Annotated in this window: 13 protein-coding genes; 8 read left to right on the top strand and 5 right to left on the bottom strand. The window is 35.9% G+C overall.

Annotated elements, in window-relative coordinates:
* Positions 1-150 precede the first annotated feature (150 nt).
* The 5 genes from B2145_RS02880 (at position 151) to B2145_RS02860 (ending at position 5,320) form a co-directional block, all read left to right on the top strand.
* Positions 151-747 carry a hypothetical protein gene (locus B2145_RS02880; protein ID WP_291097975.1) on the top strand — a complete coding sequence of 199 codons (597 nt, stop codon included), beginning with the start codon at positions 151-153 and terminating at the stop codon, positions 745-747.
* Positions 740-4,105: a transcription-repair coupling factor gene (gene mfd / locus B2145_RS02875; protein ID WP_291097971.1), complete on the top strand. Its 3,366-nt coding sequence runs from the start codon at positions 740-742 to the stop codon at positions 4,103-4,105. Before B2145_RS02880 ends, mfd begins: the two co-directional genes overlap by 8 nt.
* A gap of 78 nt (positions 4,106-4,183) precedes the next feature.
* Complete coding sequence (locus tag B2145_RS02870; RefSeq protein WP_291097968.1) at positions 4,184-4,657, top strand: hypothetical protein; 474 nt, start codon at positions 4,184-4,186, stop codon at positions 4,655-4,657.
* Positions 4,658-4,811: 154 nt separating this feature from the next.
* Positions 4,812-5,036 (top strand): hypothetical protein, encoded by a 225-nt coding sequence (locus B2145_RS02865; protein WP_291097965.1) that lies wholly within the window; start codon positions 4,812-4,814, stop codon positions 5,034-5,036.
* Entirely contained in the window at positions 5,027-5,320 is a 294-nt protein-coding gene (locus B2145_RS02860) for a type II toxin-antitoxin system RelE/ParE family toxin (RefSeq protein ID WP_291097962.1), read from the top strand. The genes B2145_RS02865 and B2145_RS02860 overlap by 10 nt, the downstream gene beginning before the upstream one ends.
* Positions 5,321-5,374: 54 nt before the next feature.
* On the opposite strand, the gene B2145_RS02855 is transcribed toward B2145_RS02860, so the two are convergent.
* The 5 genes from B2145_RS02855 to B2145_RS02835 form a co-directional block, all read right to left on the bottom strand.
* On the bottom strand, positions 5,375-6,031 hold the full coding sequence (locus B2145_RS02855; protein WP_291097959.1) for an aspartate kinase: 657 nt from the start codon (positions 6,029-6,031) through the stop codon (positions 5,375-5,377).
* A gap of 241 nt (positions 6,032-6,272) precedes the next feature.
* Entirely contained in the window at positions 6,273-6,632 is a 360-nt protein-coding gene (locus B2145_RS02850; RefSeq protein ID WP_291097956.1) for a YraN family protein, read from the bottom strand.
* A 167-nt stretch (positions 6,633-6,799) separates the two neighbouring features.
* Positions 6,800-7,696 (bottom strand): S66 peptidase family protein, encoded by an 897-nt coding sequence (locus B2145_RS02845; protein WP_291097953.1) that lies wholly within the window; start codon positions 7,694-7,696, stop codon positions 6,800-6,802.
* A gap of 274 nt (positions 7,697-7,970) precedes the next feature.
* The gene (locus B2145_RS02840; RefSeq protein WP_291097951.1) at positions 7,971-9,317 is read right to left on the bottom strand and encodes a DUF5689 domain-containing protein; all 1,347 of its coding nucleotides are present in this window, start codon (positions 9,315-9,317) and stop codon (positions 7,971-7,973) included.
* A gap of 12 nt (positions 9,318-9,329) precedes the next feature.
* On the bottom strand, positions 9,330-12,095 hold the full coding sequence (locus tag B2145_RS02835) for a carboxypeptidase-like regulatory domain-containing protein (RefSeq protein ID WP_291097948.1): 2,766 nt from the start codon (positions 12,093-12,095) through the stop codon (positions 9,330-9,332).
* Positions 12,096-12,224: 129 nt separating this feature from the next.
* Between B2145_RS02835 and B2145_RS02830 the strand changes: the two genes are divergently transcribed.
* From B2145_RS02830 to B2145_RS02820, 3 genes are all read left to right on the top strand, one after another.
* Positions 12,225-13,328 (top strand): endonuclease/exonuclease/phosphatase family protein, encoded by a 1,104-nt coding sequence (locus B2145_RS02830; protein WP_291097945.1) that lies wholly within the window; start codon positions 12,225-12,227, stop codon positions 13,326-13,328.
* A 320-nt stretch (positions 13,329-13,648) separates the two neighbouring features.
* On the top strand, positions 13,649-14,575 hold the full coding sequence (locus B2145_RS02825) for a magnesium transporter CorA family protein (RefSeq protein ID WP_291097942.1): 927 nt from the start codon (positions 13,649-13,651) through the stop codon (positions 14,573-14,575).
* A gap of 91 nt (positions 14,576-14,666) precedes the next feature.
* The gene (locus tag B2145_RS02820) at positions 14,667-16,220 is read left to right on the top strand and encodes an aldehyde dehydrogenase family protein (RefSeq protein ID WP_291097939.1); all 1,554 of its coding nucleotides are present in this window, start codon (positions 14,667-14,669) and stop codon (positions 16,218-16,220) included.
* Positions 16,221-16,291: the final 71 nt, after the last annotated feature.

The raw sequence follows: 16,291 nt of genomic DNA, 5'->3' as shown, positions 1-16,291 counted from the left end.
GAAGTAAACCTATGTAAAGGCGAAGTTTTTTAAAATTCACGAATGAAAGCTATGTTTTTATGCAGTTTAAACTTTAAATTTATTTGTCCTAATGTTGTAATTCGTAATTGTAAATTTACTTCGTAACTTTGCGCCTTAATTTAATCAAAGATGAAATTCAAATTAGCGACTCTCTTTATTCTGGTTTTTGTGCTGTTTTCGTGTAAAAATGAAAAACAAAACCACCTAGTCGAAAAAGAGAAAGACATAAAAAAAAAGGAATTAATTTTTTCGAATATCAATAAAGGCTGGGTTTTTAATGCAAAGCCCATCAATGCAACTTCACAAGAAAATACGTTATCTTGGAATGAGTGGCGTTTGTTTTTGTCCGAATTAGACCAAAAGCCCAAAAAGACCATCAGAGCTTTTCAAAAAAAATCAACTGAACTTTCCAAGAAAGTGATGGCATTGAATGATAACATCCCAATAAATTTTAGCAAACCCCAGATAAAAAGCAGGATTTCCACCTTGATAACCAAGGTGAGAATGTTGGATTTGTTTATCCATTTGGATAATATCCCCGACAAGAAAGTGATTGTTTTGGTTTCAGAAATCAACGAAGAATTAGTTTCGTTGCAAAATCAAATGGACAAAATTGTTCAAAAAAGTAAAATCCCAATGGAAGCAGGCGAATCGGATTTATTAAAAATGCTGGATACCACAAGGGCAATTCCTAATGTAAACCCAAATCTCCCTCGAGTTGAGTAAAACAGCCTTATACAATATTTACGATAATTCGCCAAAAGTCAAGCAAATTGTCGATGGTTTGCAACAAGCAGAACAAAAAATCCACCTCAATGGATTGATAGGTTCATCGCTTTCGTTTGTGGTGCAATCGCTTTTCAAAAAGACAGAAAAACCGTTTTTGGTCATATTAAATGACAAGGAAGAAGCCGCCTATTATTTGAATGATTTGGAACAAATGATTGGAGAACAGGACGTTTTGTTTTATCCAGGTTCCTATCGCCGCCCCTACCAAATTGAAGATACTGATAATGCCAATGTTTTGCTTCGCGCCGAAGTGCTAAACCGTATCAATTCCCGCAAAAAACCGGCGATTATAGTCACGTATCCCGAAGCACTTTTCGAGAAAGTGGTCACGCGAAAAGAATTGGACAAAAACACCTTGAAAATATCCGTTGGAGACAAGATTTCCATTGATTTTATTAATGAAGTTTTGTTCGAATACGAATTCAAAAGGGTCGATTTCATTACTGAACCCGGAGAATTTTCAGTTCGTGGAGGGATTGTCGACGTGTTTTCTTTTTCGAATGACAATCCGTACCGAATCGAGTTTTTTGGTAATGAAGTGGACAGCATCCGAAGTTTTGATGTGGAAACGCAATTGTCGATTGAAAAGCAGAAAAAAATCACGATTATTCCTAATGTCGAAAACAAATTCTTTCAGGAAAACCGCGAAAGTTTCCTAGAATACATCAGCGATAAAACCATTATTTTTATCCAAAACACCGACTTGCTCTTTTCAAAACTGGATAAATTATTTGGCAAAGCCAATGAAATTTTCGAAAATCTTAATGCCACGGTGAACCACGTAGAACCTAGCCAATTGTTCTTGAATCAAACGGAATTCATCAAGAAAAGTTTAGATTTTTCGGTTGTCGAATTGAGTTCAAAACCTATTTATAAAACCAAAAGAACTTTTGATTTTCACATAAAACCACAACCTTCGTTCAATAAACAATTTGATTTGTTGTTGAATAACTTGAACGACAACCATTTCAACGGTTATAAAAATTACTTGTTTTGTTCCAATGAGAACCAAGCCAAACGGTTTCACGATATTTTTGAAACTTTGGACGAAGCCAATTCCGAAAATATTCGCAAGCAATACAACACGATTGTGTTGCCTTTATATCAAGGGTTCATCGACGAGGAAAACCAAATAGCCTGTTATACCGATCATCAAATTTTTGAGCGATACCATAAATTTAACATTAAAAGTAATGTTTCGAAGAAGCAAAATATCACTTTAAAAGAATTGACCACTTTGTCCGTTGGCGACTATGTGACGCATATCGATCACGGAATTGGGAAATTTGGCGGTTTGCAAAAAATTCAGGTCGAAGGCAAAACACAGGAGGCCATAAAACTCGTTTATGCCGATAATGACATTGTTTATGTGAGCATTCATTCGCTTTATAAAATTTCAAAATACAGCGGCAAGGATGGAACTCCGCCCAAGATTTATAAATTGGGTTCGAATGCCTGGAAGATTCTGAAGCAAAAAACCAAGGCTCGCGTCAAGCATATTGCTTTCAATTTGATTCAATTGTATGCCAAAAGAAGATTGGAAAAAGGATTCCAGTTTGCACCCGACAGTTATTTGCAAAACGAATTGGAAAGTTCCTTTATTTATGAAGATACACCTGATCAAACTAAATCGACGGCAGAAGTCAAAGCTGATATGGAAAGCGACCGCCCGATGGATCGCTTGGTTTGTGGTGATGTGGGTTTCGGAAAAACCGAAGTCGCCATTCGTGCTGCTTTCAAAGCGGTTGACAACTCAAAACAAGTCGCGGTTTTGGTTCCTACAACAATTTTAGCGTATCAACATTACCGAACTTTTAGCGAAAGATTGAAAGATATGCCGGTTACTGTTGGATACTTAAACCGTTTTAGAACTGCCAAACAAAAAGCTGAAACGCTCAAACAATTAGCCGAAGGCAAACTCGATATTGTTATTGGAACGCATCAATTGGTCAACAAAAATGTGGTTTTCAAAGACTTGGGATTGTTGATTGTGGACGAGGAACAAAAATTTGGCGTCAATGTAAAAGACAAACTCAAAACCATTGCAGCCAATATTGATACGCTGACATTAACGGCAACTCCAATTCCGAGAACCTTGCAGTTTTCGTTGATGGCGGCACGTGATTTATCAGTAATTACAACGCCTCCGCCCAATCGATATCCTATCGAAACGAATGTGGTTGGTTTTAGCGAAGAGTTAATTCGGGATGCGATTTCGTATGAAATTCAGCGCAACGGACAGGTTTTCTTTGTCAATAATCGAATAGAAAACATAAAGGAAGTGGCGGGAATGATCCAGCGATTAGTTCCCGATGCACGAGTGGGAATTGGTCACGGCCAGATGGAAGGCAGCAAACTCGAGGAATTGATGCTGGCTTTTATGAACGGCGAATTCGATGTTTTGGTCGCCACAACCATCATAGAAAGCGGCTTGGACGTTCCGAATGCCAATACCATTTTCATCAATAATGCCAATAACTTTGGCTTGTCAGATTTGCACCAAATGCGTGGTCGCGTAGGGCGAAGCAACAAGAAAGCGTTCTGTTATTTTATTTGTCCGCCGTATTCTGCAATGACGGATGACGCCCGAAAACGAATTCAGGCATTGGAACAATTCTCGGAATTGGGAAGCGGTTTCAACATTGCGATGAAGGATTTAGAAATTCGTGGTGCGGGTGATTTATTGGGTGGCGAACAAAGCGGTTTCATCAACGAAATTGGTTTTGACACCTATCAAAAAATTATGAACGAAGCCATCGATGAATTGAAAGAAAACGAATTCAAGGATTTGTACGAAAACGAAGATGGCGGAGTGGAGAAAGAATACGTAAAAGACCTTCAAATCGACACCGATTTTGAGCTGTTGTTTTCGGACGAATACATCAACAATGTTACGGAGCGTTTGAGTTTGTATAATGAACTGGGCAATGTGACAAACGAAGAAGAATTGCTTGTTTTCCAAAATAAATTGGTTGACCGTTTTGGTCCAATGCCACCGCGAGCGCTTGCCTTAATGAATAGCATTCGCATCAAATGGGTTGCCACCAGAGTGGGAATTGAAAAATTGATAATGAAAAAAGGCAAGATGATTGGCTATTTTGTTGCCGATCAGCAATCGGATTATTATACGTCAAAACGTTTTCATCAAATGTTACAATTTGTGCAAAAACACAATAGTATTTGTGTAATGAAAGAAAAGCAAACACCAGCGGGTTTACGTCTTTTATTGACTTTTGATAATGTAAAAACTACTCGAAGAGCTTTGGAATTGATGGAGATGTTGGGGGGAGGATAAAAAATGTAAGGTAAATTCTTTAAAATAATTCAATAATTGACAACGGATATTACTAAGAAAAAATCATTTTTTCAAAAAATGACTTCAAAAAGCTTGTACAAATTTGGTTTTATAGGATTGATTCCAAATTTTGGATTAATCTCTGGTGCAATTTTAATACTGCAAGGATTTAAAAGAAAAGATAATAAAATGAAAATAATTGGATTAGCAGGAATCCTTTTCACTCCTGTATTTTGGTATTTTTTTCTAAATAGTGATTTTCATAAAGACCATATAATTCAATTTACAAATATTCAATTGAATGAAGTGGTAAAAGACTTAGAGTTTTACAAAAGTAAAAATGGACATTACCCGGATAGTTTAGCAGAATTGAAAACACAAAATAAGTTTTTTAATGATCAGGAGCCTTTTAATGATGAATTTGATTTTAAAAAGTTAAAACCTGCAAGATTTTATTATAAAAGAGTAGAAAGTGATTATATTTTAAAATCATTGGGTCCAGATTTGATTTTAAACACAGATGATGATATTTATCCAGAATTAAGAAAATAAAAATGCTTATTATTTTCTTAAATCAATAAAAAATAGATTTAAAATTAATCCTACTTGTTTTAGTCATTGAAAATGAAATAGTTAGTTAAATTTTTTAATTTGTTTTTAAAAGCCAATCAAAACAAATACCTTTGTTAGACTAAAATTTTAAGTTATGAATTTAGCTGCCAGAAAATATAAATTTATTCAAGAATTGACTACGGTTGACGAAAGTTTGTTGGAAAAACTTGAAATTATTTTAAAAACCAGCAAAAAAGATTGGTTTGCTGATTTGAATTCAGAAGAAAAGCTAGAAATTGAAATCGGTTTAAAACAAGCAGAAAACGACGACTTTATAAGTCACGAAACCGTTATGAATAAATTTGCCAAATGGCATTAGAAATCAAATGGACGCTACAAGCCGATAAAGGTTTGGCTTTTGTTATTGAATATTTAGAAGCAGAATGGACTTTTAGAGAAATTTTGCAATTGGAAGAAAATATCACCCAAGTTACCAATCAGATTAGTCTTTTTCCGGACTTATATCCAAAATCTAAAACGTACACGAATCTTCATAAAGCTTTAGTAGATAAAAACAACTACTTGATTTACAGAGTAAATTATAAAAAATCAAGTATTGAAATAATTAATTTTAGAGGAACTAAACAAAAACCAAAATATTAAAAAACCAATAAAGCTTCCAGCCTTCAAAAGGCTGGAAGCTTTAAAATTTAGTTTCTAATTTTTCAAATCCTTGATTACTTTGAAAGCCACATCCACTTGATCTTCGCTTACCAATATGGTAAATTCGTTGGAAGTTGAAATCACCTCGTTGATGATGATTCCTTCCCAAGCCAAACGCTGAAAAATGAAATAATAGATTCCAGGAACCACGATGTTTTCTTTGGGCAATTTTACCGTTATTGAAGCCAGATTTTCCAGTTTTTGAATCAATTTTTCATTGGCAAAGTGTTTGTCAACCAAGTAATTTACACTGTTGCTTACCACAATATTGGTTTCGTTTACGCCTCGGGATGAGGTGTAAAAAATGTCTGGAAAAGCGTTGATATCCGTAATCAAATCGGCTTGTTTGTTCAAAATAGTTTCTGATGCCGCAAAGGTATAATCAGTCAATGCCGAACGGACGGTAATTTCGCCAATGTTTTTTATTACTTTGTTGATCTTGTGGTTCAATCTAAAATCCAACTCTTCGGTTAGTCTTTTTAGTGCCATTACAACCGCACCTTGTTTGACTTCTTTACCAAATTCGGCTTCTAATTCGACCATTATATTTCTGGAAAGCGAGGTCAGATTGATTATCCCAAGAGACAATGCATTTAATAAAAAAGGCTTTGTTTTGATGTAATTTTCTACAATTGAAGATACTGTTTTCATATGTTGGTATTTATTGTTTTTTTATTAGTCATGTATAATTCACATTTCACCATTGGCATTTGCGACCCCCATTTCAATTATGCTCATTTCATAATTATAAGGATTTATTTTATAAGAAACCTTTCTGTTTAAATCGTTTTATCTCTAAAAACCAAGACGGTATTCGTTGTAATATAACAAAAACATATACAAAGATAAATAAAAAAACAATTTGTTATAAATTCAACACCATAATTTGAGGTTAAAAATGATAAAAGGCGTCAATCAGGTGTTCTATGGCAAAAGATTTGCCTTCTTTATGAACGGCGATGATATCAAAACGAACTTCAATATCTAGATTTTTTTCGTTGACATAGGCGTCAACAGCTTTTACCAAAAGTTGGATTTTCTTGGGCTTTACAAAATCTTGTGGCAAGCCAAATTCAAGTGAAGAACGTGTTTTTACCTCGACCACGGCAAGCGTATTTTCTTTTTGGGCGATGATATCGATCTCGGCTTTCTGGAATGTCCAGTTGGTTTCCAGAATTGTATAGCCGTTTTTCCGAAGAAATTCAACGGACAATTCTTCTCCCAGTTTCCCCAATTCGTTATGTTCGGCCATAAAAATAGTGTTCAGTGTTCAGTTTTAATCCCGAAACTTTGGGACTGCATTCAAAATTCGTTAATCATCATTCAACTTTCAAAAAAGTGTTCAGTATTCAGTCTCAATATTCATTTTTCGAATTTCAAACTTTCTCTTTCTCACTTCCATATCTCGTGCCTTAAACCTTATTCAAAGACAACTTTACTGCAATTTTCGTCCACAACGATAGTTACTTTGCTCCCTAAAATTAGAGCTCTATTATCATCAATGTGTCCGGCGGGGAAATTATATATAATGGGAATATTGTATTTTTTGGTGACATCATCTATGATTTCAAGCGCATTTTTCCCCCAAGGAATTTCGTTATCCCTCATTTTTTCCATAGCGCCAACTATAATCCCCTTTATCCTTTCCAGACAACCATTGCGTTTCAAATTCATCATCATACGGTCAACATGATATAAATATTCATCCAAGTCTTCTATAAACAAGATTTTGTCAGAACAATCGATTGATGATTCGGAACCCAACAAACTATACAAAATGGATAAATTTCCGCCTACCAATTCGCCAGAAGCTTTCCCATATCTATTCATTACATGGGGTTCAATTTCATACTCCAATCGTTCCCCAAACATAGCAATTCTCAATGTCTCTATTCCTTCAGTCGATGTTTTTTGAGTACTTATTGGCATAATCCCATGGATGGTTTTATAGCCCAGAGTATTCAAATGATTGTGTAAAACGGTGACATCACTAAAACCAATAATCCATTTCGGATTTTGTTTAAATTTCGTGAAGTCCAACAAGTCAATCATTCGCACCGTACCGTAGCCTCCACGAACACACCATATCGCCTTGACGCGTGGATTGTCAAGTTGTTGCTGAAAATCTTCTGCGCGCTCCATATCGGTTCCGGCTAATTGATTATCATTCAATCCGATGGTTTTTCCTATAACGACTTCCAAACCCCAACGGCGCAATAAATCTATGGCAGGTTTCAGATTGTCGTCTATGTTTTTTCTGGCTGTTGCCAAAATGGCTATAGTATCTCCTTTTTGTAAAAATGGCGGTGTTATCATTAGAGTATGGGCTTGAATATTGCTGGATTGTAAAACAAAAATAAGCAATAGGAGTTTATAAAAAACAAAATGAATCTTTTTAAAACATGGATTCAATACCTATTTTTCATTAAAAGTCATGATCTTTGGAAATGTAAACAAAGGCAATTACATGACTTTTCACAGAGTCTTTGACTTAGCAACAGGGTTTCTTAATTTTTAATATGCCAAATATAAGACTAATTGGGAACAAAAAAGTTTCCGTAAGAAGCCTTTTAAATTTATTTTATTTGGATTAATTCACGGTTATGTCATCAATTTGGATTGTTGTTGTCGTCCCAGTTGTCCCGTCGTATTCAAAAATGAAATAGCCATTTCCTGTTAAAGAAGTAGGAATAGGGTAAGTTCCGCTACTAATGAAACTTGATCCATATCCAGAAGTATTTCCAGTGGATATTTTAAATTTACCGGTAATATCGACAAGAGTGGCTTGACTAACATTATTACCGGGAACATAGTCGGTCGAGTAATACACTTTCAATGGATCTCCATCGTTGTAACCATCTTTTGTTTTAAAGGATAAACTATTTGCGGCAGTCATGTCGACAGGAACAACAAAATAGGCCTTTGTACAACCGTTGTTATAAGCAGATACTTGAATGTATTTATTCGAACTAAAAAGGACTACATCCCAATATTTATATCCAACAGCAGCATCATTGATGTATTTAGGAAAATTTGCACCGGTAGTTGTGGTGGCATAACTTTCAAAATTTTCAGTAAAAACTCCCAAATATTGAAGGCTTGTTCCTGTTTTTGGTAAATAAGGTGTTTGTATTCTTGGATTTATAAGATTAACATCTCTTTCTGTTCTAAGAATAATTTGATAAGTAGAACCGTATCTTGTTAAGACACCCCTGATTTTTCCTCTTCCTGATGGAACAGGATAGCCGGCAAAATTCGCATATCTACTTGTTCTAACATCTAATGTAGTTTTTCCGTTTGTTATTTTTAAACTCGTGTCAAAATCTTTTTTACTGTAAGTAGTGCAATCTGTCTTGAATTGGACATCGTCTATTTCTACCAAAGTATTCAAATATTTATTACTCAAAGCTTGAGAAATAGTTAGATGCTTAACAATGGCATCCTCGCTAATAACATCGCAAGAGGGAATTAGGTAGTTTTTATACGTTAAACCAGATAGCCTATCAACAGCGTATTGCTCTGTTGGCGGCGCCCCAAAAATCAAGCCTCTTCCAAAACTGCTTGGATTGGCGAAGGCCAAACCTTTTAGTTTTAGAAACACCTTTTTTCCAGGCTGTAAATTTTTGGTATAAGCATTTACTTCATCCACTGAAAGATTAAATCCTTTTGAACCGTCCAATGGTTGGAAATACATGCTTTTATAAAAATTCCCACCTTCGTCACTTGAAATCACGTAAGCTTCAACGATATCATCGGCAGTATATGTTGCGGTAATAGTAGTGGCAGCAGCATAAATATTTGCCACTTCCTTGGTTTTTGTCAGCCCCGGATTTATGCAGACATCTTGGATTGGAGTATTAAAAGTATCTTTAACACAACTTGAAAACAAAGCAATTGAGACAGTAATGATAAAAATATTTTTTATTTTATTTTTCATAACGCTTAGTTTTTAAAAGGTTAAATAAATATTTACCATATAGGTTCTACCGTATCCGTAGAAATATTTTGGGGCAAATACACTTGGGCCATTGCTTTGATGATCTTCAAATTCTTGCCTATATGTGGCGTTTCTTGATTGTTCGAAACCTCCAGTTTTATAGGTAATATCTAAAAGGTTATTTACGGTTGCAAAAAGACCCAAGGTTTCGCCGTTAACCCTCCAAGATTTCCCACCGACCAAATTAAATAAAAAGAAGGAGTCAAACTTTTCTTGTTTCAAATAGCTGTCTGCCAATGTTTGATCTATTATTATGGTAGCATTGTCTACATTAGTATAGAAATTATCGGTTCTTCGAATGGAAGACACATCAAGATAATTGTCTGTTAAATAATTGGCATTGGCACCAATCCACCAGAACTTCGGATCTCTGTATTCTATCCCTAAAGAGTAAGCTTGTTGCGGCATTCCGGCTTGTTTGTATCCGGCTAACTTAGATTGCCCGTAATTTGTCACCGTTGAAGAAGCGTCATCGGTTAAACTTACATTTGGGTTATTTGTGATAGTATATTCGCCATAAGCAGATACGCCTGTAATTTTAATTGTGGAGGTCAATTGATATTCAAGACCAACTTCTATTCCCCTGTTTTTCTTGTTTAATCCAGTTACAATTTCAGAAACAAAGGCTCCGTTTCCGCTACTGTCAACGGCATCAGCATAGTAATAATTGATATCTGTCGAGTTTAATGTTTCAGAAAAATATCCGGTAAACCTTGCTTTAAATTTCGGGGCTTTAACAACATAACCCAAATCTACGCCTTTGATGGTTTCGTTTGTAATTCCATCAGTTGTGGAATTGTTTACGCGGGAATTTGGGAAGACCTCTTTTGTGTTTGGGGCTTTGGTCATATAAATTCCGTTGAAGTCGATAAAATTCCTTCCGGTTAATTTATAAGTCAACCCGCCTTTAAATCCAAAATTATCAAAATACATTTTTTCGCTTTTTCCCAAGGAATTTGTTGGATAATAGCCGTTTTTATACAAACCCTCCCTTTGATAACTGGAACGGGAGAATGTTTGGGCCAAAAAGAAATCCACTTTTTTGTAAACAAATTTAAACTGTGTAAAAGCATCCAATTTGGTAACACCGACATTATAATTGTATCCATAATGTTCGCCCACACCCAATTTTCTGAAAGGATTGTTTAAATCTGATTGTTGTTGATCTTCAGTTAGACCAAAAGTGCTGATATCGGTGAAGTAATTTCCGCCCAAAAGATCCAGCATATTCTTGAAATTTTTTGTGTTGGAATACAAGTAATTCACGCCCGCCATCATTAAAACGTTGTCAGAAAGTTGTGTTGTCAAATTAGAATTGAAAGTGGCAATATTTTCGTCATTTCTATCTTCATACAATGCAAATCGGCTTCCGTTTGCCAAGTTTTCTCCATTTACCTTATAGAGATCTTTCCAATTTAACTGGCGATTTGCAAGAAAATTCAATTCGGCGGCTTCTGCGTTAGCAATATTTGTGGGAGTGTTACCAGCATAAACACCGTTATAAAAAGAATTAGTGTAATAACTTGGCAATTTTCTGTAATAAGTAGGGTCGGGATTGTCTGCTTTTGTGTAATCAATACGACTATTTCCAATCTGTCCAATTTGATAGGAAACCGAGGTGTTCCAATTCATTTTGGGGTTTACTTTCCAATAATGAGACAGCATAAACAATGGTTCCTCTATTTTTTTAACTCTTGAATTTCTTTTTTTACCTTCTTGATAACCCCAGTACGAATTGTATTTAATTCCGGCTAAATCAGATTGTTCAGCAGTATTTGGAGAATTCTTGCCTCTTTTGTTTTGGGCATAAATTGCCGTAAAGTTGAGGCTTTGTTTGTCGTTGATTTTCTTTTCGACACTGGTAAACAAAGAATTTGCACTGTAATCAGTGCCTTCATAGTAACCATCTTGGGCCCAACGCCTTCCTCCAGATATCACATAAGCCCAGCCGTTTTTATTCATTCCTGAAGCGGTGGTTCCCATCGCCCTGAAACTATAATTAGTATTAGTGTTAAGGAAAGAAATTCTTGTTCCTGGTCTGTAAATGGATGCTCTTGTGTTTATTTCTTGAGTTCCGGCAATTCCTCCAAATACATAATCAGAAGGCGTCGAACCATTTGTGAATTCCTGGTTACGAGTAGCGTCATTCAATCCGCCCCAGTCGCCATATTGCGGTCTTCCGTCAGCAACTCGGTTCATCGCAACACCGTTAATCATCACGCTGGAATATTTATTGTCAATTCCTCTAACGCTAAACCTTGCCGCTCCAAAATTATAGGCAGCTGCTTGCAAAAAAGCATCACGAGTAGACTGCAACAAGCTTGTCGTGCTTTCAGATCCGCTATTGTCATCGCCCAAATCATTTTCGCTGATGGTAATTAATGCCGATTGTTTTTCTTGCGTTAAGTCTTCTTCCAAAACCACGACTCCTAAATCTAACATTTTCCCGTCAACGATTTCTATTTGAAGCAATTGGTCTTTGTAACCATCACTTTTGATAAGTAATAATTGACTTCCAATAGGTATTTCGTTAAATGAAAATTTTCCATCGGCACCTGTTAATTGCGTTAAATTCGTATTTCGAATAGATACAACAACACTTTGCACTGGTTTTTGCGTTTTGGAATCAACCACTTTACCGGAAACACCGGTATTTAATTGTCCAAAAGCAAACATTACTTGCATCACAAATAATGTACTGATAATAAGTTTTTTCATAAAAATAAATTAATTTGTCTCTTTTCGGGAACATTTATTTCTAAACAGCTGTGAATGTACATTTTAAATTATTATTATCTACTTTTACCTTTAAATTTTTGTTAAAAATATCAATAAAATAGCGAACCTATGAGAATTAAAAAATTTGTTGTGATTTTATTCATTTTATCTTCAATGTTAGGGGCCAAAGCTCAAGAAAAACAATATAAAGTGCATACTGTTGCATTTTATAATTTCGAAAATCTATTTGACACAATTAATAATCCAAATATTGATGAGGAATGGACTCCAACTGGCTTGCAACGTTGGACTTCAAAAAAGTATAATCAAAAACTGGAGAACCTTTCAAAAGTTCTTATGCAAATTGGGACAAATGACCAACAAAAAGAAGCACCAACATTTATTGGATGTTCAGAAGTGGAAAACCAGGGTGTTCTCGAAGATTTAATAAAACAGCCCAATCTCATAAAAATTGATTACGGCATCGTGCATTTTGATTCTCCTGATCGAAGAGGGATCGATGTAGGGTTATTGTATCAAAAAAAACATTTTAAACCTACCAGTTTTATTAATATCCCCTTGATAATTTACAGAGGCAATGTCAATGTCAATGAAAAAGACAAAAAAGAGAAAGAAACTGATGAAGACATAACGGAAGTGGGCATTAATAATCGAGTTTACACCAGAGATATTCTATTGGTAACCGGTTTTCTTGATGGCGAAGAAATAAATATAATGGTAAACCACTGGCCGTCACGTTCAGGCGGTGAGAAAAAAAGCAGTCCATTTCGGGAGGCTGCAGGAAGGTTAAACAGGAAAATAATGGACTCTATTTACAAGGTAAATTCCAATGCCAAAATCATTACAATGGGGGATTTAAACGATGGAACTTATAATAAAAGTGTGAAAGAAGGCATTGGAGCCAAGTTAAAAAAATCGGAAGTAAAGCAATTTGGCGTTTACAATCCTTTCGAACAAATGTACAAAGACGGAAATGCGTCGTTATTCTACAGAGATGCCGGAGATATTTTTGACCAAATTATGGTTTCGGAAACCTTAATCAAGGAGGGTTATTCCTCTTTTCGTTATTGGAAAGCAGGAATTTACAACAAGTCGTTCCTGATTCAAACCACAGGTCAATACAAAGGGTATCCACAAAGACATTCGGCAAACGATGTAGGATATAGCGACCATTTTCCGGTTTACGTTTATTTGATAAAAGAAGTGAAATAAAACTTCTAAATCATTCGAAAAGGATAGTTTTTACATAAAGAATCCAGTTTTTATGTATTGAATCTAAGATATCCCATTTTCGGTATTTACATAATTTCTCCAAAAAATAATAACCAGACAAAAACGCGGATTTTTTATAGAAACTGGAACCGAATTTTTAGTTAAGAGTTAATAGGGTATTATTACATTTAAAACTATAATTTTGCAAAAAAAATAAAATATCCGAAAATGGACGATTATTATTCGAGGAAAATGAAATTCAAACCGGAACAGCCGTTGCATAATGTAATCGTTATTCTTTAAAAAAAGCGTATTACATTATGATTACTTATTACAAAAACGACGACGGATTAATTCAAACGGAAAACTGCGAAAATAACTGCTGGATTGATGTAGTTTGTCCAACTAAAGAAGAAACCAAATTTCTTCTCAAAGAATTACAAATTCCCGATGATTTCTATAATGATATTGATGATATTGACGAACGGCCACGTATCGAAATTGAAAACGGCTGGACTCTTATCATTTTGCGTATCCCTTTCAAAAGCAACGATGCAAAATTGCCATTCAATACGGCACCACTAGGGTTAATGTTCAAAGACGATGTTTTTGTGTCTCTTTGTTTTCATCAAACCGATATTATTTCTGATTTTGTTTTTTATACCCAACGTAAAAAAATCGCCATCAATAATCATTTTGATTTAGTGTTGAAGTTGCTTTTGTCTTCAAGTATTTGGTTTCTAAAACACCTGAAAAAAATCAATCAACGTATCAAATTGGCAGAGGATAATTTGGAACAATCGATTAAAAACGAGGAACTTCAGGCTTTGCTCCAGATAGAAAAATGTTTGGTGTTTTTTATTACGTCATTAAAAGGCAACGATGTATTATTTCGCAGAATCAGGAATTTGAAAATTCACAAAGACACTTTTGATCCTGAGTTGCTCGAGGATGTAGAAATCGAATTGCGACAAGCCGAAGAAACCACCAATATTTACAGCAATATCTTGACCGGAATGATGGACGCCTATGCTTCCGTTATTTCCAACAATTTGAATGTCATTATGAAAAGGCTGACTTCGATTTCGATAATTTTAATGATTCCTACAGTAGTCGCCAGTTTGTACGGAATGAATGTTCCCAATAATTTTGAAAATACTCCTTTTGGATTTTGGATTGTGCTGTTAATTTCCTTGCTAATCTCAGTTTTTGGCGTGTTTTTATTCAAGAAAAAGAATTTGTTTTAGGCGAAAAATCTAAACAACATCATTTAGCGACGATTAAATAAAAATCAATATATTTGTAAAAAATATAACAATTATAACTAAAAAAGTTACAATGATAACAATAGCAGATCAATTCGGGATGAAAGAAGCGTTGGCACAACTCGGTGTGAAAACCATAAACGAGGGAACATCAACGGGGATTAACCATTTTTCAAACGGGGAAACCCTCGAAAGTTACTCTCCGGTTGACGGAAAATTAATCGCATCGGTAAAAACAACATCCGCCGCCGATTATGAAAAAGTAATGCAAGCCGCCACCGAAGCTTTCAAAACATTCAGACTGATGCCGGCGCCACAACGTGGTGAAATCGTTCGTCAGTTTGGAGATAAATTGCGTCAAAATAAAGAGGCTTTAGGTAAACTGGTTTCCTATGAAATGGGGAAATCATTGCAGGAAGGTTACGGCGAAGTTCAGGAAATAATCGATATCTGTGATTTTGCTGTTGGTCTTTCCCGTCAATTACACGGATTGACGATGCACTCAGAGCGTCCGGGGCACAGAATGTACGAGCAATATCACCCATTGGGAATTGTCGGAATCATTTCGGCATTCAATTTTCCGGTTGCGGTTTGGGCTTGGAATACGGCTTTGGCTTGGATTTGCGGGGATGTTTGCGTTTGGAAACCATCCGAAAAAACACCTCTTTGCGGCATTGCCTGTCAAAACATCATTGCCGAAGTTATCAAGGAAAATAATCTTCCGGAAGGAATTTCTTGCCTGATAAATGGAGATTATAAAGTGGGACAATTAATGACAGCCGACAAGCGTATTTCCCTGATTTCTGCAACAGGATCTATCCGAATGGGGAAAATTGTTGCACAGGTAGTTGCCGGTCGTTTGGGGAAATCACTGTTGGAATTAGGCGGAAACAACGCGATAATTGTCACTCCTGATGCCGATATAAAAATGACGGTTATTGGAGCCGTTTTTGGGGCGGTGGGAACAGCGGGACAACGTTGCACTTCTACTCGTCGTTTGATTATTCACGAAAGTATTTATGATAAAGTCAAGGACGCTATTGTCTCTGCTTACGGACAATTGAAAATAGGAAATCCATTGGATCAAAATAATCACGTTGGACCATTAATCGATAAGCAAGCTGTAGAATTGTATAATAACGCTTTGACAAAAGTCGTGCAAGAAGGCGGGCAACTACTTGTGGAAGGCGGCGTACTTTCGGGCGAAGGCTACGAAAGCGGTTGCTATGTAAAACCTGCCATTGCCGAAGCTAAAAATTCATTCGAAATTGTGCAACACGAAACTTTCGCACCGGTTTTATACCTGTTAAAATACTCCGGCTCGGTTGAAAACGCCATCGAAGTCCAAAATGGAGTTGTTCAAGGACTTTCTTCAGCAATTATGACGAACAATTTGCGCGAAGCTGAACTTTTCTTGTCGGTTGTCGGTTCAGATTGCGGGATTGCCAACGTAAACATTGGAACTTCCGGAGCCGAAATTGGCGGTGCTTTTGGTGGAGAAAAAGAAACGGGTGGCGGACGTGAATCCGGTTCCGATGCTTGGAAAATATATATGAGAAGGCAAACCAACACTATCAATTATACCACGAGTTTGCCATTGGCACAAGGAATAAAATTTGATTTGTAACATTTAATTGCAACAAAAAAGCGTCCCGTTATTTTAACTGGACGCTTTTTTTATACCATTGGTTAGTATGT

Source organism: Flavobacterium sp. UBA5153, assembly GCA_002413745.1.
Lineage (GTDB): Bacteria > Bacteroidota > Bacteroidia > Flavobacteriales > Flavobacteriaceae > Flavobacterium.
This window is presented reverse-complemented; position numbering and strand designations above follow the sequence as displayed.